General features: G+C 37.9%; 22 protein-coding genes, 1 riboswitch and 1 other annotated feature. Of the genes, 16 read left to right on the top strand and 6 right to left on the bottom strand.

Annotated features, from left to right (window positions below):
- Nucleotides 1-25 precede the first annotated feature (25 nt).
- Nucleotides 26-1,681, bottom strand: a complete 1,656-nt coding sequence (locus JFV29_RS17890; RefSeq protein ID WP_201185601.1) for a b(o/a)3-type cytochrome-c oxidase subunit 1 — start codon at nt 1,679-1,681, stop codon at nt 26-28.
- Nucleotides 1,678-2,157 (bottom strand): cytochrome c oxidase subunit II, encoded by a 480-nt coding sequence (locus tag JFV29_RS17885; protein WP_056524952.1) that lies wholly within the window; start codon nt 2,155-2,157, stop codon nt 1,678-1,680. Before JFV29_RS17885 ends, JFV29_RS17890 begins: the two co-directional genes overlap by 4 nt.
- A 392-nt stretch (nt 2,158-2,549) precedes the next feature.
- Nucleotides 2,550-2,651: riboswitch (purine riboswitch) on the top strand.
- Between the two features lie 162 nt (nt 2,652-2,813).
- Between JFV29_RS17885 and JFV29_RS17880 the strand changes: the two genes are divergently transcribed.
- On the top strand, nt 2,814-3,413 hold the full coding sequence (locus JFV29_RS17880; RefSeq protein ID WP_201185600.1) for a xanthine phosphoribosyltransferase: 600 nt from the start codon (nt 2,814-2,816) through the stop codon (nt 3,411-3,413).
- Nucleotides 3,406-4,719, top strand: a complete 1,314-nt coding sequence (locus JFV29_RS17875; RefSeq protein ID WP_201185598.1) for a nucleobase:cation symporter-2 family protein — start codon at nt 3,406-3,408, stop codon at nt 4,717-4,719. Before JFV29_RS17880 ends, JFV29_RS17875 begins: the two co-directional genes overlap by 8 nt.
- Before the next feature lie 423 nt (nt 4,720-5,142).
- On the opposite strand, the gene JFV29_RS17870 is transcribed toward JFV29_RS17875, so the two are convergent.
- Complete coding sequence (locus JFV29_RS17870; RefSeq protein WP_201185596.1) at nt 5,143-5,313, bottom strand: hypothetical protein; 171 nt, start codon at nt 5,311-5,313, stop codon at nt 5,143-5,145.
- Between the two features lie 350 nt (nt 5,314-5,663).
- On the opposite strand from JFV29_RS17870, the gene JFV29_RS17865 reads away from it, so the two are divergent.
- The 8 genes from JFV29_RS17865 to JFV29_RS17830 all read left to right on the top strand — a co-directional run bounded on the left by JFV29_RS17865 (nt 5,664) and on the right by JFV29_RS17830 (nt 14,482).
- The gene (locus JFV29_RS17865; RefSeq protein WP_201185595.1) at nt 5,664-6,752 is read left to right on the top strand and encodes a type III polyketide synthase; all 1,089 of its coding nucleotides are present in this window, start codon (nt 5,664-5,666) and stop codon (nt 6,750-6,752) included.
- Nucleotides 6,752-7,282 (top strand): isoprenylcysteine carboxyl methyltransferase family protein, encoded by a 531-nt coding sequence (locus JFV29_RS17860; RefSeq protein ID WP_098176868.1) that lies wholly within the window; start codon nt 6,752-6,754, stop codon nt 7,280-7,282. Before JFV29_RS17865 ends, JFV29_RS17860 begins: the two co-directional genes overlap by 1 nt.
- Before the next feature lie 142 nt (nt 7,283-7,424).
- Nucleotides 7,425-7,583 carry a hypothetical protein gene (locus JFV29_RS17855; protein ID WP_157443918.1) on the top strand — a complete coding sequence of 53 codons (159 nt, stop codon included), beginning with the start codon at nt 7,425-7,427 and terminating at the stop codon, nt 7,581-7,583.
- A gap of 206 nt (nt 7,584-7,789) precedes the next feature.
- Entirely contained in the window at nt 7,790-11,500 is a 3,711-nt protein-coding gene (locus tag JFV29_RS17850) for a dynamin family protein (protein WP_201185593.1), read from the top strand.
- An 18-nt stretch (nt 11,501-11,518) separates the two neighbouring features.
- Entirely contained in the window at nt 11,519-12,277 is a 759-nt protein-coding gene (locus tag JFV29_RS17845) for a DNA polymerase beta superfamily protein (RefSeq protein ID WP_201185591.1), read from the top strand.
- A gap of 12 nt (nt 12,278-12,289) precedes the next feature.
- Nucleotides 12,290-13,117, top strand: a complete 828-nt coding sequence (locus tag JFV29_RS17840; RefSeq protein WP_201185589.1) for a sulfurtransferase — start codon at nt 12,290-12,292, stop codon at nt 13,115-13,117.
- A 62-nt stretch (nt 13,118-13,179) separates the two neighbouring features.
- Nucleotides 13,180-14,079 carry a 5'-3' exonuclease gene (locus tag JFV29_RS17835; RefSeq protein ID WP_242486916.1) on the top strand — a complete coding sequence of 300 codons (900 nt, stop codon included), beginning with the start codon at nt 13,180-13,182 and terminating at the stop codon, nt 14,077-14,079.
- A 121-nt stretch (nt 14,080-14,200) separates the two neighbouring features.
- A complete protein-coding gene (locus JFV29_RS17830) occupies nt 14,201-14,482 on the top strand; it encodes a DUF6123 family protein (protein WP_201185585.1) in 282 nt (93 codons plus the stop codon).
- 46 nt (nt 14,483-14,528) lie between these two features.
- Here JFV29_RS17830 and JFV29_RS17825 read toward each other — a convergent pair whose 3' ends face one another.
- The gene (locus JFV29_RS17825) at nt 14,529-15,440 is read right to left on the bottom strand and encodes a DMT family transporter (protein WP_201185583.1); all 912 of its coding nucleotides are present in this window, start codon (nt 15,438-15,440) and stop codon (nt 14,529-14,531) included.
- The gene (locus tag JFV29_RS17820; RefSeq protein ID WP_053346715.1) at nt 15,424-15,837 is read right to left on the bottom strand and encodes a reverse transcriptase-like protein; all 414 of its coding nucleotides are present in this window, start codon (nt 15,835-15,837) and stop codon (nt 15,424-15,426) included. Before JFV29_RS17820 ends, JFV29_RS17825 begins: the two co-directional genes overlap by 17 nt.
- A gap of 261 nt (nt 15,838-16,098) precedes the next feature.
- Here JFV29_RS17820 and JFV29_RS17815 point away from each other — a divergent pair, with 261 nt between their 5' ends.
- The 3 genes from JFV29_RS17815 (at nt 16,099) to JFV29_RS17805 (ending at nt 18,026) form a co-directional block, all read left to right on the top strand.
- A complete protein-coding gene (locus JFV29_RS17815; protein WP_309446286.1) occupies nt 16,099-16,770 on the top strand; it encodes a reverse transcriptase-like protein in 672 nt (223 codons plus the stop codon).
- Between the two features lie 5 nt (nt 16,771-16,775).
- Nucleotides 16,776-16,961, top strand: coding sequence for a zinc-finger domain-containing protein (locus tag JFV29_RS17810; protein ID WP_201185582.1), 186 nt, complete (start codon nt 16,776-16,778; stop codon nt 16,959-16,961).
- A gap of 84 nt (nt 16,962-17,045) precedes the next feature.
- Complete coding sequence (locus JFV29_RS17805) at nt 17,046-18,026, top strand: HD-GYP domain-containing protein (protein ID WP_201185581.1); 981 nt, start codon at nt 17,046-17,048, stop codon at nt 18,024-18,026.
- 16 nt (nt 18,027-18,042) lie between these two features.
- On the opposite strand, the gene JFV29_RS17800 is transcribed toward JFV29_RS17805, so the two are convergent.
- Nucleotides 18,043-18,504, bottom strand: coding sequence for an RrF2 family transcriptional regulator (locus tag JFV29_RS17800; RefSeq protein WP_053346712.1), 462 nt, complete (start codon nt 18,502-18,504; stop codon nt 18,043-18,045).
- A gap of 170 nt (nt 18,505-18,674) precedes the next feature.
- Here JFV29_RS17800 and hmpA point away from each other — a divergent pair, with 170 nt between their 5' ends.
- From hmpA to JFV29_RS17785, 3 genes are all read left to right on the top strand, one after another.
- Nucleotides 18,675-19,883: an NO-inducible flavohemoprotein gene (hmpA, locus tag JFV29_RS17795; RefSeq protein ID WP_201185580.1), complete on the top strand. Its 1,209-nt coding sequence runs from the start codon at nt 18,675-18,677 to the stop codon at nt 19,881-19,883.
- 64 nt (nt 19,884-19,947) lie between these two features.
- Nucleotides 19,948-20,163 (top strand) — a binding site (T-box leader).
- A 57-nt stretch (nt 20,164-20,220) separates the two neighbouring features.
- Complete coding sequence (gene proB, locus JFV29_RS17790) at nt 20,221-21,309, top strand: glutamate 5-kinase (RefSeq protein WP_201185579.1); 1,089 nt, start codon at nt 20,221-20,223, stop codon at nt 21,307-21,309.
- 40 nt (nt 21,310-21,349) lie between these two features.
- Nucleotides 21,350-22,597, top strand: a complete 1,248-nt coding sequence (locus JFV29_RS17785; protein ID WP_201185578.1) for a glutamate-5-semialdehyde dehydrogenase — start codon at nt 21,350-21,352, stop codon at nt 22,595-22,597.
- The last annotated feature ends 57 nt before the right edge of the window (nt 22,598-22,654 follow it).

The following is a 22,654-nucleotide window of genomic DNA, read 5'->3' as shown; positions in this document are numbered from 1 at the left end:
AAGGTTTTTTTATTGTGTAGGATTATCACCATAATTTAAATCCTTTTGATCCCGGTGGTGCATTTTGGAGAATATCAATAAACGGAATTGTATACGCAAAGAGAATGAGTGCTGCAGTTATTCCAAGCCATAATTTCCAATTTTCAAAAACGAGAGGCGTTTTTTCGGCTTTATCAGTAACTTCACCAACAGGGAACTCTTCGTTGCCTTTTGGAGCAAAGAAGGATAACTGTATAAAAATAATGATATATAAAATAATCCCGATAAAGAGTATGGTTCCACCTACAGCTTGGGCGATTTGATAAGGAATCCAATCAAGTGCCTGTGTGGAATCTCCATAAGTGGAGTACGAAGAGCGGCGAGGTGCTCCCAGCAATCCAGCGATATGCATGGCCCCAGACATAAAGGACATCCCAATTGCCCAAAAGACCCCTTGAATAATCGCTAATTTATTTAATTTATTTGTTAAGGTGCGTCCAGTTAAATGGGGAACGAGCCAATATGAAATCCCAAAGAAAGTTAGGATTACGGAAGTCGCCAACGTTAAATGAAAATGTCCTGTAACCCAAATAGTATTATGGACAACCTGGTTTAATTGGTTTGAGGCATTGACTAAGCCTTCGGCACCTGCTGGTATGAAAGCCGCCATTCCGATAAAAGGAACGGTAAAACGCGCATCTCCCCAAGGTAGCATCTTAAACCAACCGAATATCCCTTGGGCACCCTGAGAACGTCCGTATTGTTCAAAAGATCCGAATAAAGAAAAGGCAGTCATTAAAGATGGAACAACGACCAAGAAGGTTAAAGTCACTTGTAAAAACTTCCAGGCAGGATCGATACCGGGTTCTAGCAATTGGTGATGAAGTCCAACAGGGATAGAGAAAAGCAGGAAAAGAATAAAAGACATTCGAGCCAATGAATCTGAAAAAATTTTCCCGCCAATGACTTTAGGAATCACTACATACCAGCACATATAAGCTGGTAGCAACCAAAAATATACGAGCGGATGCCCGAAATACCAAAATAAAGTTCGGCTTGCTAAAACGTTAATAGAATCCACCCAGCCTAATGACCATGGGAGAATTTGAAATAACACGGTAGCTGCCACTCCGATAGTAGCAACAATCCAAAGTAGAGTATTTACAACAGCCATAAAACTTAATAAGGGGCTTGCTTGGCCGCGATTGTTTTTCTTCCACTTGCGGTATGCCGCTATAAGGGCTCCACCACTAATCCAGCTGCCAACGATCACAAGTGTTAAGCCACCATAGAAAATAGGATGCGCTTGAAGAGGTGCATAAAAAGTATAAAGGACAGATGCTTCATTTAATAAAACCATAACAGCGGCCATAACAGTGCCGAGTGTCATTGTCCAAAAACCAATCCAGCCTGCAATTCTGGAAGGGGTGGACAATGGACCGATTGTTTTACTAATTGCTGATAGCTGAAATCCTATGATAAAGAAAGTTGTTAGCACCAGAGCAAGTAAAACTCCGTGAACCGTAAGTAATTGATAATACGTTATACCGGCAGGTAATTCCATTCTGCCTGAGCGAACCAAAGTTTGAAGTAATCCTGCAAATCCTCCAAGTGCTAAAGCAATAATGGCTACATAGAAATGAGCCATGGATAGTTTTGCATCCAGTGGGTGAACTTTTTCATTTTCAGCCGTTTTTTTCATTTTGAAACCACCTCGATTCGCGAGCTCATCATGTGGTGACCAACCCCGCAATATTCATTGCAAATAATCAAATTTTCTCCTTCATTATTAAATCTAGTGGTATATTCACTGACGAATCCAGGTTCAAGCATCATATTAACGTTAGTCCCAGCTATCTCAAAGCCATGGATAACATCTTTTGATGTTGCGATAACCTTGACAGTTGAACCTTTAGGGATCTCCACTTTTGCAGGACTATACGAAAAGGCAGAAGCTACAAACACTAATTCATAGTCCCAATCTTTTCCTGTGACCTCATGTAAGCCAGGGGCATTAAATGGAGCAGTGACCTCCACTTTTTCAGGATCAATTGTAACTAAACAGCTGGGAGGTTGATTCCCTAGATAGAAAGCACTAACCCCAAGCACTGTCAAGAAAACTAGCAGGGCTACTGTACCGAAAATCAACCAAACCTTTTCAAACTTGTGCATGTGCATTATTTCTCCTCCTCAATTAACCTAAACGATTTACAAAAATAAAATAGATGCTGACCCATACAATAATTAGAATAATTCCTAGTATTAAAACAGAAGCAAGTGTACCTTTTAAATTAGAATCCACTTTTTCTCTTTTCACAAATTGTTCAATCGTTACTTTTTGTAAGTATAAAAATTTGCTTTTGATGTGTATCAAGTTGTGAAAAAATTGTGAAGATTATATAGTCTGGATTTTTTCACACATAGATGGTAGGAAAAAATCCTATGAAACGATCAGTCAATTTCTAAATTTTCTAAAAATACGAATGATCATTTGTTATTTAAAGTGAAAGTTCGGTTTTTGTTAAAAATACCTTTTCAAATAGAGAAAGCGTTGTTATAATTCATATATTACAAAAATATAAAGTTTCACTCGTATAATAGCAGGGATATGGCCTGCAAGTTTCTACCGAATTACCGTAAATAATTCGACTATGGGTGAGTAATAGATCTTGTCGCACAATGAAAGGGTTTTGTTGAGTCCTTTTTCATTTATGCCCGAGAAATATTGCCTCACTCTAAAAAAAGTGCTGCAATGTTTCTTGGGCTTTTTATTTGTCGGGAAACATCTGCATGACTATGGGTTAAATAAACATCCAAGATTGGGAGGAACCTTCATGCAACTTTTAAAGGAAAAAATCTTGTCCGAGGGTCAAGCTTTATCAGAAGATATTTTAAAAGTAGATTCATTCTTAAACCACCAAATGGATCCTATCCTGATGAAAGAAATCGGTAAGGAATTTGTGAAACGTTTTGAACATAAGGAAATAACAAAAGTACTAACGATTGAATCTTCAGGGATTGGACCTGGACTGATGGCGGCCTTAGAATTAGAAGTTCCGCTAATTTTTGCACGTAAACGTAAATCACTGACTTTGACTGAAGGTTTAGTGACAGCATCTGTTCATTCCTTTACTAAACAAGAAACGAATACAATCACGGTGTCCAATAAATATATTGAAGCAGGTGATAAGGTATTGATCATCGATGACTTTCTTGCAGTTGGTCAAGCAGCCCGAGGTTTGGCGGATATTTGTGACCAAGTTGGAGCAGAAGTGGCCGGAATCGGGATTGTAATTGAGAAAGCTTTCCAAAGTGGTGGAAAGGATCTCAGAGAACAAGGCTTCCAAGTGGAATCTCTAGCTCGAATCGCAAAGTTGAAATTCGGCGAGATAACATTCGCTGAGGAACAGGAAGGGGCAACAGTAAATGTCTAACCAATCACCAATAAAAGTTGCTTCTTTAGGATTACAACATGTACTTGCGATGTATGCAGGTGCGATTGTTGTTCCCCTGATAGTCGGTGGGGCGTTGGGTTTAACGGCAGCGCAGTTAACTTATTTAGTATCGATTGATATTTTAATGTGTGGTATAGCAACCTTATTACAAGTGTGGAAAAATAAATTCTTTGGAATTGGGCTTCCAGTCGTTCTTGGCTGCACATTCACAGCAGTTAGCCCAATGATTGCGGTTGGTACCCAATATGGAGTCACTACCATTTATGGAGCCATTTTGGTCTCAGGATTGATTGTGGTTATAATAAGTAAGTTTTTTGGTAAGTTGGCAAGATTTTTCCCTCCTGTTGTTACAGGATCAGTAGTTATGATTATCGGAATCACGCTTATTCCAGTTGCGATTAACAATCTGGGGGGCGGCCAAGGTGCAGCTGATTTCGGTGCCTTGAATAATGTGGGTCTTGGTTTTGGAACATTGCTATTTATCATTTTTATGTATAAATTCTCAACGGGATTTGTGCGTTCTATTTCTATTTTATTAGGTTTACTAGTCGGAACATTTGTAGCTTTCTTCCTGGGGAAAGTGGATTTTAGCTCAGTAGCAAGTGCATCTTGGTTGCATTTACCTCATTTTTTCTACTTTGGAACTCCGACATTTAACATTACAGCTATTATTACAATGACATTGGTTGCAATAGTTAGCTTAGTGGAATCAACAGGTGTTTATTATGCATTAGGGGAAATTACAGATAAAGAGATTTCCGAAGATGATCTAGCACGTGGATATCGTTCTGAGGGGATTGCGATCATGTTGGGTGGGTTGTTTAATGCATTTCCTTATACGGCATTTTCACAGAATGTCGGTCTGATACAATTGTCCGGTATTAAGACAAGAAATGTTATTTATACAGCAGCAGGTATGCTGATTTTGATCGGATTTGTTCCTAAAATAGGTGCGTTCACGACCATTATTCCTTCATCTGTTTTAGGCGGAGCGATGGTAGCCATGTTCGGAATGGTTATTGCAGCAGGAATTAAAATGTTAAGCAAAGTAGACTTTGCTTCCCAAGAAAATTTATTGATTATCGCCTGTTCAGTAGGTATGGGCCTTGGGGTAACGGTTGTTCCTGAGCTATTTGCTCAAATTCCAGAAAGTATCCAAATTTTAACGGATAACGGAATTGTGGCAGGAAGTTTGACTGCTATTTTCTTGAATATTGTTTTCAATATCGTCCCTGCAAACGGGAAAGTGAAAGAAGCACGTATCGAAGGACGGAAAGTAGCCTAAATAGTTTCGAAAAAGCTGATAGATTTATACCTTAGAGTAAACTGCCTCAAACGCACAGATATTTTTGCGTTTGAGGCAGTATTTTTTATTCTGATTGGTTATTAAAACATTACCGGATTGAAAGAAAGCCCTCCAGAGAATTCTAATTATAATGAAAAAAAGATTTAACAGATAAAAGGAAACTCTCTTCACTTTTTGAATATATTGATAGTATCTATACAAGAAAGTAAGTGATAGAGATGGAAAAAAAATATTGTATTCATTGTCGAACTATATTAAATCAGGAATTTAGATGCCGTGTGTGCGGAAAAGAGGAATTTCAAAATATCATTATACAAGTACAAAACCAATCCTCAATAAAGAAGGAAGAATGATGGCCCCCCTTACCGCTTGTGAAGGTAAGGGGTTTTTTTGATTTAAAAACTACATTTCAATCATCAAGATAATATGAATCTTATGGGTCCCATTCAGTATAATCGGGAAAATGATTACTTGATTAAAGCCGAATATTTGACCGACAAAAACGGTTGGAGGGGGAATATCCATAATAGTCTCATCCACTGTTAAGGATGTTTCTATATTAACAGCTAGCATATTGCCAAGCTCTGCGCAAATGAGTCAAGCATTTCTCCTTCTAGAGGGATACCAAACATAGCTTCGCCTATTTTACACATGCATCCACTTGTTCCTCAATGAAAAATCTTCCTCGGAAATCAATTGTCATGCCAATTAGCACGCTGATGGTTTCCTGTTTGAAGGCTGATTAGAAAAAAGAGAAGGCTTTTGAATATCCTATCAAATATATAGGTTTTTTTACCTACTTTATAAAATGAAAAAAACAAAATATTTATAAAAAACATATATATATCACTATTTATCGTTAGAGCATTAAATGGGTTATTGTGGGTATATTAACCATATCATGTATATTAAGGGGTGGGTTCATGCCATATTTATTATCCGCATCTCATATAAAACTTCCTTATTTACTTTCACAGGAAAAGATCATGGAATTTTCCAGGGAAATCTTTGGTTCCTCTTTTAAGAATATTGAACGATTATTGCGGGCATTTAAAAATGGCCAAGTCGAAAATCGTTATTTTTCAAATGATCTTGATTGGTTCAAAGAGGAACATACGTTTGCGGAAAGGAATGATATATATATTAAACAAGCAGTCGAGTTTGGTAAAGAAGCAATTGAAAAATGTTTAGCTAACACTGAATTTTTAAAAGACAAACTGCAGCCAAGTGAGCTTGATGCCTTCTTTTATATATCAAGTACAGGGATGGCTACTCCTACCATTGATGCAAGAATAATGAATGAACTACCTTTTAACCCACATACAAAAAGAATTCCCATATGGGGGCTAGGATGTGCGGGGGGAGCGAGTGGGCTATCGCGTGCTTTTGAATATTGTAAAGCATATCCGAAAGCAAAGGTCATAGTATTAAGTGTGGAATTGTGTAGCTTAACCTTTCAAAGAAACGATATTTCCAAGAGCAATTTAATTGGAACATCCTTATTTTCTGATGGAATTAGCTGCGTTTTAATTTGTGGTGATGAAGTGTCAGCTAAAAAGGTCTCGAAAAAAGATCAGCATTTAAAATTTTTAGATTCACAATCAACACTTATGCCAAATTCGTTGGATGTAATGGGGTGGGAAGTTAAAGATCAAGGGTTGTACGTGGTTTTTTCAAAAGATATTCCAACCATTATCAAAGATTGGCTTAAACCTAACGTGGAATCTTTTTTAGTGGAGAATGGATTGATGCTGGGGGATGTGAAAGATTTTATAGCGCATCCAGGCGGAAAAAAAGTAATCGATGCCTATCACGAAGCTCTGGGATTTAATGAAAGCATGACAGCAGAGTCAATGGGTATATTGAGGGAGTTCGGAAATATGTCTTCGGCTACGATTTTGTATGTACTAGAAAGATTCATGATTCGTGGCGGGAATATAGGTGAATATGGCTTGGCAGCTGCATTGGGGCCAGGGTTTTCTTCAGAATTAGTGTTAATGAGGTGGAATTGATGATTTTCACCATTTTTATTGCGCTGATTGCTATTCAGCGTCTTGTTGAATTATATATTGCAAAACAAAACGAAAAGCAGTTGAAAATGGAGGGGGCTGTTGAGTTCGGTGAGTCCCATTATCGGTGGATGGTTCTGATGCACCTGAGTTTTTTTATTGTACTCACTATCGAGGTAATGGTCTATGAAAGGAAAATTGCTACGCTTTGGCCGATCTGGCTGACTCTTTTTCTCATTGCTCAGTCAGGCAGGGTTTGGGTAATCAGTTCACTAGGAAAACATTGGAATACGAAAATCATTGTGGTGCCAAATGCCGAAGTTGTAGTTAAAGGCCCTTATAAATACTTCAAACATCCTAACTATCTCATTGTTGCAACGGAGATTATCGTCATTTCCTTATTATTCAATGCTTATTATACAGCTATTATTTTTAGTTTGTTGAACGCTTGGATGATGGCGGTGAGAATCCCCTTGGAAGAGAAGGCTTTAAAAACACACACAGAATATTCTACAGTTTTTAAGCAAAAATAATAAAAGTTTCATTTTTCTTATTGAAAATGATTATCGTTCGTGATAAGATTCTAATTGAAGATGAAAATTATTCTCATTCACTTACTGATAAATATTTTTGAAACTTAAAAGCTACCCAATATAAAAGAGGATGGTGTTCGTAATGGTCTGGTTATTCATTTTATTGACAATCGCTACATATAGTTTTGTGATGAAACATGTATTAAGTAATATTCAAAAACCGGCAAAGGCAGTAAAAGCTTATACGGAGTCAACAATTGAAAACCGAGCTACATATAACCCATCTCCTACAACCAGGTAAATTACCTGGTTTTTTTATGCAATTAGAAAGTAATTACGAAGATGTAACAAACAAAGTGGAAGCCACCAATCGGTGGATTTTTTTGTTTTCTGAACACGTTTTGTAAGAATTCATATAGTAAAACTAAAAGCTTTCGGTATGAATAACAATCGAAATCGTTTACAATAAGATTATTAAAATGACGATAGATTAAGGGGTATGGATTCATGATTCAAGAAACATTAAAGCAACAGTCTAAATTGGGGATTTTGACTGCCATGTATGAGAAATTTCAATCAGCAGGAGATACAAGCAATGCTGATAAACTGAAACAGCTAATCATGAAAGTGAAAAATGAGGAATTTATCATTGCTTTTTGCGGGCATTTTTCAGCGGGGAAATCAAGCATGATTAACTTCTTCCTAGATGATCAAGTATTGCCTTCAAGTCCGATTCCAACGAGTGCCAATACGGTTAAGGTTCAAAAAGGGGAGGACTATGCCAAAGTCTTTTATCATCATCAGGCACCGGTCGTATTTCCCGCACCTTATGATTTTAAAGAGGTAAAGAAATTTGCTAAAGATGGTGATTCAGTATCGGCAATAACAATAAGCTCCAATCAGTTTTCACTGCCAGAGTCATGTGCAATCATGGATACGCCAGGGATTGATTCGACAGATGATGCACATAGAGTTTCTACTGAATCGGCCTTGCATCTTGCTGATGTAGTCTTCTATGTAATGGATTATAATCATGTTCAATCAGAAGTGAACTTTCTTTTTACTAAAGAATTGTTAGAAGCGGAAAAACCAACATATTTAATTATCAATATGATTGATAAACATGATGAAAATGAGCTCAGCTTCCAAGACTTTAAATTATCTGTTTCTGAAGCATTTGCAAACTGGAATGTATACCCTGATGGAATATTTTATACATCAGTCAGAGACTTGAACAATAGTGAGAATGAAATCGAAACCGTTCGTCAATTTATATATGAAATGGCAGAGAAAGGTCAAAATGATGGGAAAGATGCCATAATGCAATCGGCAAAGGCCCTAATCGAAAGACACCTTATTTGGCTGAAGGAACAGTATGAAGAGGATCATGCCAGTGATTTTGAAGTTTTATCAGAACTTCCATATGAAGAGCGAATCGACCTAACGAATAAAGTGGACAGCCTTATAAAGGGAAAAAAATCATTAACAGAACGTTTAGAGAGTGTGAAAGTGCAATTTGCCAAAGATTTAGAAACCATTTTGAAAAGTGCATACATCATGCCGGCGGCTACACGGGACCTAGGTAAATCATTCTTGGAATCAGCACAACCTGATTTTAAAATGGGGCTATTATTTGCCAAGAAAAAAACGGAGGCCGAGCGCGAGGAGCGTCTTAACGTATTCTTGGCAGATTTACAAGAGAAGGTCAAAACCCAGCTTGAATGGCATCTTAAAGAGTTAGCGGTTAAAACCCTTACTGAAGCTGAAGTCCATGACTCAACGCTTGAAAGTAAAGCTCAGGCCCTGCACATCGAGGTGACAGAAGCCTACATAAAAAATTCTTTAAAGCCCCAAGTCAATATTACAGGTGAATACGTTTTAAACTATACAAATGATTTGGCCTCTGCTATCAAAAAAAAGGCACGTGATGAAGCAGAAGAATTTTTGCACAGCATGATTGCTGTCATGCAGGGTATAGTGGAGCAACAGACGATATCCATCGATAATGAACTTGAAGGTTTTGCTGAATTTGCGGAAGCCCTCAAAGTTACCGCAGCGATGAATGCAGAAATCGAGTCCCAAACAGAACAATTAGAGGGTATTGCTAATCAAACGGTATCGCTAATGGATGAGCGTTATGTCGAGACACTTTTGACTGAATGGGATGAAGAAGAAAAAAATATTACAGTCAAAATTATGAACACGAATGATGACAATAGGGTTAAGCAAGCTAACGAACTACATGTGGCGGATCTTGAAATCGAAACTAAGGCAGCAGAATCAACTGTAGGCGTTCCATTATCTAATACGATAGATTTACGTGGGAAGGAAAAGTTAATGGAGACTGCATCAAATTTACAGCAGGCAGCCAAACTAATTCAACCTTTGAAAGGTTTTCAATCACTTTATAAAGAATTAACAGATAAGGCAAACCGACTAGAAAAGCAGACTTTCACGGTTGCGCTATTCGGTGCATTTAGTGCAGGCAAATCTTCATTTGCAAATGCGTTAATGGGAGAAAGCGTTCTTCCTGTTTCGCCAAATCCTACTACTGCTGCCATTAACAAAATCATGTCATCTGACGCTGAGCATCCACATGGTACGGCAACAGTTAAATTAAAAACCGAAGCTATGCTGCTAGAAGATGTAACCTTAGCTTTAGTTGCTTTTGGTAAGACAGCAAAATCACTCGATGAGGCTCACCATCTTGCTGGACAGATCATTGAAACCGCAGGGGAAGTGGATAAAGGGAAAACGCATCTATCTTTCCTAAGGGCTTTTTATCAAGGATTGCCTCCTCACAAAAGTGATTTAGGAAATGTCATTACAGTGGACCTTGAAGGGTTTAAACGTTTTGCTGCCGAAGAGTCCAAATCGTGTCTCGTTGATTTGATTGAATTGCGTTATGACTGTGAAATGACAAAGCAGGGAATGGTACTTGTTGACACTCCTGGAGCGGATTCAATAAATGCTCGGCATACTGGTGCTGCTTTCGAATATATTAAGAATTCTGATGCCATTCTTTTTGTGACCTATTATAATCACCCATTCTCTCGGGCAGATCGGGAGTTCCTAATCCAACTTGGGCGAGTGAAAGATTCCTTTGCTATGGATAAGATGTTCTTTATTGTCAATGCGGTCGATCTTGCTCAAACTACTGACGAACTGGACGAAGTTATGGATTATGTGAAAGATCAATTAAATGGATTCGGAATCCGTTTTCCAAAGCTGTTCCCGCTTACAAGTAAGGGAGCATTAATAGAAAAACAAATTCCAGGTTCATTTATACACTCTTTCCTTCCTAATAGTGGAATTTCGGAATTCCAATTACAATTTGATTCTTTCATCGAGAACGACTTAACAGGACTGGCAATTGAATCAGCGCAAGCTGCTGTAAAAAGAACAGAAGAACTGCTTCGAGATGTTATAACAGCGTCCAAGCAGGATGAAAAAGCGAAACAAAAAGCGCTCGAGACTCTCGCTCTTGAGGCACAGTCTATTTCTGGTCTTCTGGAAGTCATTAAAGGGGACGCCGAAAAACAACGTTTGAAAAAAGAGATTGATGAATTGACTTTCTATAGTAAACAACGCGTATTTTTCCGGTTTAATGATTTCTTCAAGGAATCTTTTAATCCGGCTGTCATTAAAGACGATGGGCAGGATTTGAAGCTGGTCCTTAAACAAGCATTAAAGAATTTATTAGAAGCACTAGGCTTTGACCTTGCACAGGAAATGCGTGCTACGGCGTTAAGGACTGAAATGTTCGTTAATAAATTATTGAATGAGAAACAAGTCGGATTGCTTCAGCAGATACAGAAAGTAAGAAAGACTCTTTCGTTACAGCCATATGAACCAAATGAGAGGGATTCCCTTGAATTTTCGGGTGCTTTTGTCCAATTAGACACGAGTGAATTCAAAAAAGAATTGGCGTTGTTTAAAAATCCAAAGGCTTTCTTTGAAAAAAATGAGAAAGTGAAAATGAGCGAGGGACTTCAGCAGCGTTTGGATGAACCTGCCCTTATATATGTAAAAGAGCAAGGTGGGAGAATATTCGAAATGTATACGAAAATTCTTGATCAAGAGTTACTTTCCATTCAAAAAGAATATAAAACGGAAATATCGGATATTTTCGCAGGCTTACGTGCAGCCTTAGAAGAAAAGGTTGATTTACCGTATTATGAAAAGGCTGTAATTGAATTGGAAAAAATGCATTTGTAATAGAAACGAGGTTCGTTTATGAAAGAAAACCTTATTTCAATTTTGAGAAACCTAGAAAAGAAAAAGAATATCACAATATTAATGGCTGCTGTAACTGGCAGCCATTCTTTTGGTTTATCATCAGCCAATTCAGATAGTGATGTCCGGTTTATATATGTTCATAATGATAGGCGGTCCTATCTCTCACTTAGTCAACCCGACGAAGTGATTCAATTGAATGAAGGCTTTTGTGACGTGGAAGGCTGGGATCTATTTAAAACATCACGGCTAACGTTAAAGAGCAACCCCGCACTATTTGAATTATTTCAGTCGCCCATCCAACTGATTGCTCAACCGGATTATTATCGCGTGATGAAGGGGTTAATCGAAGAATGCTATTCCAAAAAGGCTCTAGGACATCATTACTACCGGATGATGACAGGCAATCTTCAGCAATTGACAAAAACAAGTAGTTCCGAAAAAAAAGTGCTGAAAACATGGGTACAGGTTTATCGTTCCTATTTAGTACTGCAATATTTAATCCTGTTTAGAGCTCTTCCACCTTTATGCGTTTGGGAATTACTCGATTCTGTATTAATTGATGAGGAAATGAAAAGCAGAATGACGCGAATATTTACAGCAAAACAAAAAGAAGAATTTTCAAAACATGAAAGTATAAAAAGTCTTGAGTTTTTGGAAGGGAAATTACCTTCTATAAAGAATGAAATAACTAAGCTTCCTATGGGGGAGCACATGGAAGAGGATCTTAATCAATTAATTTGGTCCATTTTGAAATAGGGAGATGTGTAGATGGGTTATATAATGGAAAAAGAAGAGCTGTTGTCGCTGTTGAATTCTAGAGATATTAGAATCTGTGACTGTCGTTTTAAGTTAGGAGCCCCTGAAGTGGGTTATATTGAATACGAGAAAGAACATATTACGGGTGCTGTCTATTTTGATCTTGAAAAAGACTTATCCGGCCAGGTTGAAAAACACGGCGGAAGACATCCGCTTCCTGACCTTAATGCATTAAAAGAGAAGCTTGAATCAAATGGTATTACCAATGAAACGGTACTTATTGCTTATGACACGGGGGAAGGTTCCTTTGCTTCTAGGTTTGTCTGGCTGCTGAGCTATCTTGGTCATCAGAAAGTGTTTGTACTTAACGGCGGCTTTAGGGCATGGAAGGATGCGGGCTATCCGCTCGAAACGAATCAGTCGAAATATGCTTCAGCCGATTATAATATAGATTTAAATGAATCTGTTTTGGCTTCTTATCAAAAAGTGAAGGAATATACAGTAAAAAGACCCACTGATGTTGTTTTAATTGATTCAAGGGAGTCTAAACGGTACCAAGGGATTGAAGAGCCGATTGATAAAAAAGCGGGACATATACCTGGGGCAGTCAACAAGGTATGGACAAAGGTTCTTGAAAATGGATTTTATAAAAAATCGGAAGAACTTCAATTAAGTTTCACAGACATTAGCCGAGATAAGGAGATTATCGTTTACTGTGGATCAGGTGTGACGGCTTCTCCCAATTATATAGCCTTAAAAGAAGCTGGTTTTAAAGATGTGAAGGTATATGTCGGTAGTTTTAGTGACTGGATTTCCTATTCTGATAATCCTATTGAATGATTAGGTTTTCCAATTAACGATCCTCAAAAAGGTGGACAGCTATGTTAAAATAGATATACATCATGATAGAGGTGATAAATGTGTTAATGAAAGAAAACGAACAGCATCCTTCCTTTATGCTTGTCGACGGGATGGCGCTTTTATTTAGAGCTTTTTATGCAACAGCCGTTACAGGTCAATTTATGATTAACTCAAAAGGTATTCCAACAAATGCCGTACAGGGTTTCTTAAAGCATATGCTGACAGCGGTGAATCATTTTTCTCCTAGTCATGTAGCAGTATGTTGGGATATGGGAAGCAAAACTTTCCGCAATGAACTATTTGATGGATACAAGGCTAATCGTTCAGAAGCACCAGTTGAAATGATTCCTCAATTCGATTTAGCGAAAAAAGCTGTTGAAGCCTTTGATATCCCGAACATTGGGCTTTCCGGATACGAAGCTGATGATTGTATTGGGACAATAGCAAAAGCATCTGCTAAACATAGTCGAGTAGGCATATTGACAGGAGATCAAGATATGCTTCAGTTAATTGAAGAAAACATTTCTGTACTTTTATTGAGAAAAGGGTATGGTAATTATGAAGTGCATAATCCCGATAGCTTTTTTGAATGGAAAGGGATTACACCAAGACAAATGATTGATTTAAAAGCTTTAATGGGAGATACAGCTGATAACTACCCCGGCGTCAAAGGAATTGGGGAAAAGACAGCTTTGAAATTGTTGATTCAGTATCAAAATATAGAGGGTATTCTTGAAAATGTTGCTTCATTAACCAAGGGGCAGCGATCTAAGATTGAATCGGCTGTCGATATGCTTCACCTATCGAGAAAACTTGCCGAAATCAAGTGTGACGTACCTGTTTCATGCTCCTTAGATGAAGCGGTGTATCAGTATGACCGTGAAAAAGTGAAAAATCTGGCCAGAGACCATGAATTTAGGACTTTACTGCGAATGCTGTAAAATAAATGAAGCGGGGTTCCCTTGGGAGCTCCGTTTATTTTTATAGGAAGTATTTTGTCGAAAAATGGATAGGCAAAATCTTATATTTACGGTAAGATGAAATTAAGGCAAGTATTATGGAGTGGATGCAGAAGTGGGGCAATCAACTGAAGAGTATGTGAGTTTTTTAGAAGGAAAGGGATTCACTTTTGGGAATGACGCTATTGGTTTTATTTATTTTGGCAAACGCTATACAAACGCAAGTGATATTTTAGTCAATGTAGCAATCGAATTGACATTGAAAGTTCAAAAGAATTTTGATGGTAGCTTTTATATTTCCTTTTTAGAAAACTTAAAACAAAATGGCATTGAAACTCGCAGTGCAGCGTTATCATTTGCAAAAAAGCAGGGACTGCTAAAATAAATCGGACTTCGTAAATTAGAAGTCCGATTTATTTTTATTTAATCTTTTAAGAAAAATCTTGAGTTGCTATCGATTTCTTTTTCTTCGATGGCAACTCAGCGAGAATCATGCCAAGGAAAATGAATACGCAGCCGATGATTGAAGCAGAAGTCAATTTTTCCCCAATCAATATGAATGAGGAAAACGCCGCAAAAACCGGTTCCATTGAAAAGATTAATGCGACCCTTGTAGGTGTCGTATAAGCCTGGAAGAAGGTTTGTGCGAAAAAGGCAAATGCCGTTGCAAGAGCAGCCGTAACCAATAAGGCGGTCCAGACCTCTGGCTGTAACATGACTTCCGACTTAAAGATTACAGAATAATCTTCATTAAATAATATGGCTGAACCTAAGGATAAAAAAGAAACCGTGAAAATTTGAATCAGAGTTAACGGTAAGGCAGGAAGGGTTTTAGCATACCTAGCAGTCGTAATAATCTGCATGGCAAAACTGATCGCACATAAAAATACTAGAAAATCACCAACATTCAAGTTAGAGCGGTCGGCGAAAGTCATTAAATAAAGCCCAATCGTTGCGGCAACGACACCCAATACTGTATTACGTGATAGCCTCAGTTTTAATAGCAACAAAGAAAAAACTGGTACCATGACAACACTTAAGCCTGTTATGAAGCCAGTTTTGGCAGGGGTAGTATAATTCAAGCCTATTGTTTGAAAGCCATAACCCAAGAAAAGCCATACCCCGATATGAAGTCCTGCAATTAACAATTTCTTGTTCCAGGTTTTTCCCCTTTTATGTAAGGTTAATAAGTAAGGTATAAACAAGAAAACAAAGGCCATAAAAAACCGGATAGCATTAAATGTGAAAGGTTCAAGAAAAGAAAGGGCATTCTGCACCATAACAAATGTGACACCCCAAATGAATACAACAAACAATAATGAAACATCAGCTGTCTTTTTCATTATTTTCCTCAACTTTGTTTAAACGAATGGCCCGTCGTGCTAGCTCATCCGCTCTCTTATTTTCGAGATTTGGAATCCATTTCACAAAAAATAACTCAAGCTGGTCTGATAACTTAAGTGCTTGATCAAGCAAGGTGGCGTATTTTTTTTTAGCAAACCTTTTTTCAATGGCCTGGTTGATGGCCTGGGAATCGGTCCGAAAAGAAACGACTTGATAATGACTGGATATACATATCTCCAATGCCTTGATTAAAGCATGGTATTCCGCCTCATGATTTTCCATATTTCCAAGTGGGATGGAATGACGCTCGACTACACCGTTATTATTAATGAAAATTCCTGCGCCGCTCGGCCCCGGATTGCCCGCACTGGCTCCATCAATATACACTTCAATCATGATGTTCCTCCTCGAGTTTACACTGTTCATATGCTATGATTAGTAGTTGTTTCATATAATAATTAAAGACTGATAGATGTGAATCATGAAATTAAAAAGATTCTAATTCAACAAGAGAATTTCAGGCTGTTATGGGAACTATAAAGAAATAATTAAAAGAATATTTGATTGTTTAAATTATATTATAAATGGTATTACGAAAAATAGGTATGAAAATTGACAAACTTTATCATGGAATAGATGACAAGGAGCTGGAAATCATTGAAGGTAATTATGCAATGGACATATCATGCTTCAAAAAAACCAACTGCCGATTTTGTTTCCGATTGGTTGGATGCTGGTACTGCCTTAGTCATTACAGAAGATCTTGAAAAGGCGGGACGTTTGAAGGAAGTGGAATTCAAGGATGAATTCGATACAATTTGGACAAAAAAAGAGTTAAAGAAACTCTTAACAGAGGTAGAGGAGGAACCTCAGGATGTGACGGTTTTTTTTGATGGTGGTTTTCAAAAAGAGCAAAGAGTAGCCGGAATTGGTGCAGCTATATATTATCGACAAGGGAAAAAACACTGGCGTATACGGACTAACCTAAGGCTTGAGCAATTTGAATCCAATAATGAAGCAGAGTATGCTGCCTTTTATGAAGCAGTGAGGCAGATGGAGGAACTTGGAGTCCACCACCAAAGCTGTTTATTTAAAGGTGATTCTCTTGTTGTATTAAACCAACTTTCTGGAGAATGGCCCTGTATGGAGGAAAACTTAAATAAATGGCTGGACCGTATAGAAGCGAAGTTAGAAAAATTAAAGATTATCCCGGTCTATAAGCCAATTTCACGGAAAGAGAATCAGGAAGCCGATCGTCTGGCAACACTTGCTCTTCAGGGAGAAGTCATATTTAGCAAATCGGAAATTGCTGAGTTAAAGGAGTCGTAACAAAAATGAACAGGAAAAAAATATATGAAGAAGTAGAAGATGTAATTTCCTCATTTTGCCATGAATGTTTTTTACAAAAACATTTTCGAAAAGAATATGGTCGTTCATATGCTCACCAATTCTGCATTTCTCAGTGTACAGTTGGTGAGAAATTAAAACAGCTCGGCAATGAACTTAACGACCGTTCTTAGGCAAAGAAAATAGCTTTCATTTTCACACAAAACCAATGAATAATATGGTATTATAGGTAAAAAATAGAGAAAAGTGTGAGAGAAATGAAATATAGAAAAGGGAAGCTAAATAATGAGATTTCCCCTCTTACAATTCCTGAAATTGATTTCATAATGGAAGAAATGAATAAAGGGAAAGAAAGCGAATCAGTTAAACAACATGTACAACCCAACGTAAGAATTCATGAAAAAATTAACGGCGCTTCTGAGCAAATTAAAAATTTATTTGAAGACATCCGTAAAGAAGAAAATATTCAGCTTGAAACTGTTGAAGGAATTAAAGCTGAAATTGTACCTATCATCGAGGAGGCTGCAAAGAACCCTGATATTTATTACCTGTTCGAAGAGATGCAGGCAAAAAATGAATATACGTATAAGCATAATATTGGTGTAGGAATCATTGCCACTTATTTGGGAACAAAGCTTGGTTTATCGAAGGAAAGTCTTTCAAATCTGACATTGGCAGCTATTCTGCATGACGTAGGTAAAACGAGGATTCCTGAGAGATTATTAGAAAAACCGGGGAAACTGACTGCGAAAGAGTATGATGAAATAAAACGCCATACAATTTATGGATACGAGCTCCTTAAAAGTATCCCTGGCATTCCACCCTCGATTGCTTTAACGGCTCTTCAGCACCATGAAAGGGAAGATGGGCAAGGCTATCCCCATAAATTGAAAGGAAGTAATATTTACTATCTTTCGAAGATCGTGGCAATAGCTGATGTATTTCATGCTATGTCATCAGATCGTGTTTATCATCAGGCTATGCCATTTTATAAGGTGATTGAGCAAATGAACCGCGATGTTTTTGGGAAATTCAATCCGAAAATGTTGCTAGTATTCATTAACCAATTGATGGGTACCTTAGTTGGGAAAGAAGTCATGCTTACTAATCAACAAATCGGAACAATTATCATGATAAATCCTTACGAGCCTCTTAAAGTTTTAATGAAAACTAATTCAGGTATCTTAGATTTAAGGTTAGAAAAAGAATTGCAGATTGAACGGATTATAGGTAAATGAGGAAAGAGCCCGATTATTATAAATCGGGCTCTTTCTCACTATGCTTTACCGAATCGAAATAGGCTTTGAGCATTGCTTTATTTTCGCTGAAGTCAGCAATAGTATATTGGTCAAGGACCTTTAGAAAAGCATCTAAGGCATTATTAAGTACGAATTTTAATGAACAAACGGGAGAAATCACACAGTTATCGTGATCTTTAAAACATTCCACTAAATAAAAATCCTCTTCAGTTTTCCGAACTAATTCCCCTACATTTATTTCAGCAGGAGGTTTTGCGAGCCGGAAACCGCCATTTCGTCCGCGTATTGTCTCAATATAACCTAATTTACCGAGATTATAAACAATCTTCATGAGATGATTTTTTGATAGTTGATAAACCTCAGAAATCTCTTTAATATTTGACAATTTGCTTTGATCTTGGGAAGCCAGGTAAATCAACACTCTTAGTGAGTAATCGGAATAACTCGTTAACCTCATGTTTATCGCCTCACATTCTATCCCTATTTGACTATATCATAAATGTGAACATTTTTTAAACATTAATACTAATAGTATAAAAAGATGTATTTTATATATTGCTTTTCAAGTCATTAAGTTCTAAGATAAACATGTATTTAAAATACTTGTTTAAGAAGAGGGGTTTACACATGCTATCCCAAAAAACTATCGACATCATCAAATCCACTGTACCTGTTTTAGAAGTACATGGTACAACTATTACAACTGTATTTTATGAAAATCTTTTCGAAGCGCATCCTGAACTATTGAATGTTTTCAATCACGCCAATCAGAAAAAAGGACGCCAACAAAATGCACTTGCTAACACAGTATTAGCCGCAGCTAAATATATAGATCAACTTGAAACGATTTTACCAGCTGTGAAACAAATAGCACAAAAACATAGAAGTCTGGCTGTTAAACCGGAACATTACCCTATTGTAGGAGAATTCTTATTAGGAGCAATTAAAGAAGTATTAAAAGATGCGGCTACCGAGGAAATCATCCATGCGTGGGGAGAAGCATATGGAGTCATTGCCGGTGTATTTATTAGCATAGAAAAGGAAATGTACGATCAAGCTTCCAATCAGGACGGAGGATGGTCTGATTTCAAACCATTCACTGTAGTGGAAAAAGTACAGGAAAGCGATGTAATTACTTCCTTTTATTTAAAGCCAGCAAATGGTGATGCGGTTCCATCTTTTTTACCTGGACAATATGTGACCATACGTATGGAGATACATGGTGAACGTTACTTATTCAACCGTCAGTATAGTTTATCAGCTTCACCTGGAAAAGATTACTTCCGGATTTCTGTCAAAAAAGAAAAGCCGGGAATCTCTCCAGATGGTAGAGTCTCAAACTATCTGCATGAAGTTATTCAGGTGGGAGACATGATAGACGTAACCGCTCCTGCTGGAGATTTCACTATCAACATGGAAAAACAAACACCTCTAGTATTTCTTAGCGGCGGCGTTGGAATAACTCCTTTCATGAGCATGGTACATGCGGTTGCTGATCAAAAGCCCGAACGTGATGTACAATTCATTCATGCATCTGAAAATGGTGCATTGCAGCCGTTTAGAAGTGAGTTGACAGAACTTTCTCGAAAATTGACTAATTATCAATTATCCTTTGTTTATAAAAATCCGAGCGAAGAAGATAAGAACTTACCGAATTTTGACAAGCAAGGTTATATGGATGCGGAACTATTAAGCAGACATGTAAAACCTGAAGCAGATTATTATGTATGTGGTCCGGTCCCGTTTATGAAAGCTATTATTACTTGTCTGAAAGAGCTTGGGATAGATCCAGAAAAAATCCACTATGAGTTCTTCGGCCCAGCGATAGCGCTTTAAGATTTAATAAAGGTTTTTGAATGGTGTTGACATCAAGAAGATAATTTTGCATACTATATTAAAACCATGAACGTTGAAGGAAGATTAGTATGCGAAAATTTACTGTGACAGAGAGCGGTGTTAATTGCTGGAAGACCCGCGACAGAAAAGCGCAGAACCTGCTTCTTGAGTCCTATGCGAAACATAGGCGCAAATCCTGGCGTTATCAGGCAAAGTGGGATGCATAAATTTGCATTCAATGAAGGTGGTACCACGGAGAGAAGCCCTTTTCGTCCTTGTTTCGAGGACGAAAAGGGCTTTTTTTCATGTCTAAGATATTAATTGGAGGAAAAAATCGATGGAAAAGAAGCGCATCGTTGTAAAGATAGGAAGTAGTTCTTTAACCAACACACAAGGTGAAATCGACCAAAAGAAATTTTCCGATCATATCCAGGCAGTGGCAGCATTAAGGAAGGCTGGACATGAAGTTGTTCTTGTTTCATCAGGGGCTGTAGCAACCGGTTTTCGCAAGCTCGGATACCCTTCAAGACCTGTTACTCTAAAAGGAAAACAGGCAGCTGCAGCCGTCGGGCAAAGCCTGTTGATCCAGTCTTATATGGAACAATTGGGGCACTTTGGAATTGTTCCAGCACAAATTTTACTTACAAGAAAAGATTTCTCAAAAAAAGATCGGTATAAAAATGCCTATGCTACATTAATGGAATTGCTTGAGCGGGGCATTCTCCCGATAATAAATGAAAACGACACCGTATCGGTAGAAGAGTTGACTTTCGGTGATAATGATATGCTATCTGCTCTTGTAAGCGGGCTTGTCCATGCCAACAACCTGATTATTTTAACTGATATTAATGGGCTCTATGATTCCAATCCCCAAACAAATCCAGAGGCTAACAGATTTGATAAGCTTTCCGAAGTTACCGAAGAGTTATTACAAATGGCTGAAGGAGCGGGTTCAAGTGTTGGTACGGGGGGAATGAAATCCAAGCTGATTGCAGCGCAAACAGCACTGTCTCTTGGAGTCAAAGTATTTATCGGTTCAGGAGAGGGCAGTGAAAAACTTCTTACAATACTTTCAGGAAATGGTGATGGCACGTATATTGGCAATGATGTCTTAACAACTGTTACAAAAAACAAACAGTGGATTTCCCTTCATTCAAAAGTATCCGGGAAAATCTATGTCGATGCAGGTGCAGAAAAGGCACTAGTTTCAAATGGCAGCAGTCTATTACCGGCTGGGATTTATGATATTAAAGGAGTTTTCAATAAGGGAGATGTCGTCGAGGTCTTCGGGGCAAATGGATTATTAGGACGTGGAGAGGTTCTATATTCCGAAGCGGAGTTAAAACAGGCGATGGGCAAACGAACAACGGAGCTTGTACTAACTTCCATTGAAGTAATCCATCGTGATAAATGGGTGAAGGCATAGTAGTATATCAATTTTATCGAAGGTAAGGGGGGCTTATAAAATGAGTGAAGTGATTGCGAAAGGAAAGGCAGCGAAAATAGCAAGTTATCAGCTAATCGGACTGTCTACCGAACAGAAAAATGAGGCGCTTGAGAAAATCGCCATGCAACTAGTTATTGATAGAGAAAGTTTGTTAATAGAAAACCAAAAGGATCTCGAACAAGGCCGGCTAAAAGGTTTTAGTGAGTCTACGTTAGACCGAATTATGTTAAACCCTAAACGTATTGATGACATTGCCGCGGCGATACGGCTATTGATTGAATTAAAAGATCCAATAGGTGAAAAATTGGAAATGATAGAAAAAGAAAACGGTTTATTAATTAAAAAATTACGTGTCCCAATCGGTGTTATTGGAATGATCTATGAAGCAAGACCGAATGTGACTATTGATGCAGCTACATTATCTTTAAAAACAGGGAATGCGGTCATATTACGGGGAAGCTCTTCAGCAAAGTATTCCAATATGGCGCTAGTCTCTTCTATTCACGAAGCATTGAAGAATACGAAAATTCCTGTAGATGCTGTTCAATTAATTGAAGATACAAGTCGTGAGACAGCTAAGGAACTTTTTCACCTTAAAGATTATTTAGATGTTTTGATTCCGCGCGGTGGAAAGAATTTAATTGAAACAGTAATTAGGGAGTCTACCGTCCCCGTCCTTGAAACGGGGGCAGGTAATTGTCATATCTTCATCGATGAGACGGCAGATTTAACCATGGTAGAGAATATTGTCTTAAACGGTAAAACACAGCGTCCTTCCGTTTGTAACGCAATTGAAAGCCTGCTTATTCATGAAAAATGGTTCGAAGAAAATGGGAAGAGTCTTTTGGCAGTCCTGAACGAAAAGGGCATTGAAATATACGGTGATGAAGCGGTTTGTAACGCTTTTCCTGAAGCCAAAACTGCTACGGAAGAAGATTGGTCAACAGAGTATTTAGCATTGAAAATCAGCGTGAAAACCGTCAGTTGTGTTTCAGATGCTATTGAACATATTAATCGATATGGTACAAATCATTCCGAAGCAATCCTGACAAAAGATGAACAAAATGCGGCTGTCTTCTTGAATAAAGTAGATGCAGCAGCAGTTTATCATAATGCTTCCACACGTTTTACTGACGGATTTGAATTCGGTTATGGCGCTGAAATAGGCATTTCTACACAAAAGCTTCATGCGCGTGGACCAATGGGCTTGCCGGCATTAACTTCAAGCAAATATTTTATTTATGGCGAGGGACAAATCCGGGAGTAATTCCATTTTTTAATAGATGGTTATCAAAACTCACTTAAGGGTATTGTACAGTACATT

This window comes from Peribacillus sp. TH16, assembly GCF_016651095.1.
Taxonomy (GTDB): Bacteria; Bacillota; Bacilli; order Bacillales; family DSM-1321; genus Peribacillus; species Peribacillus butanolivorans.
Note: the sequence above shows the minus strand (reverse complement) of the source record. Positions and strands in the feature narration are given on the sequence as shown.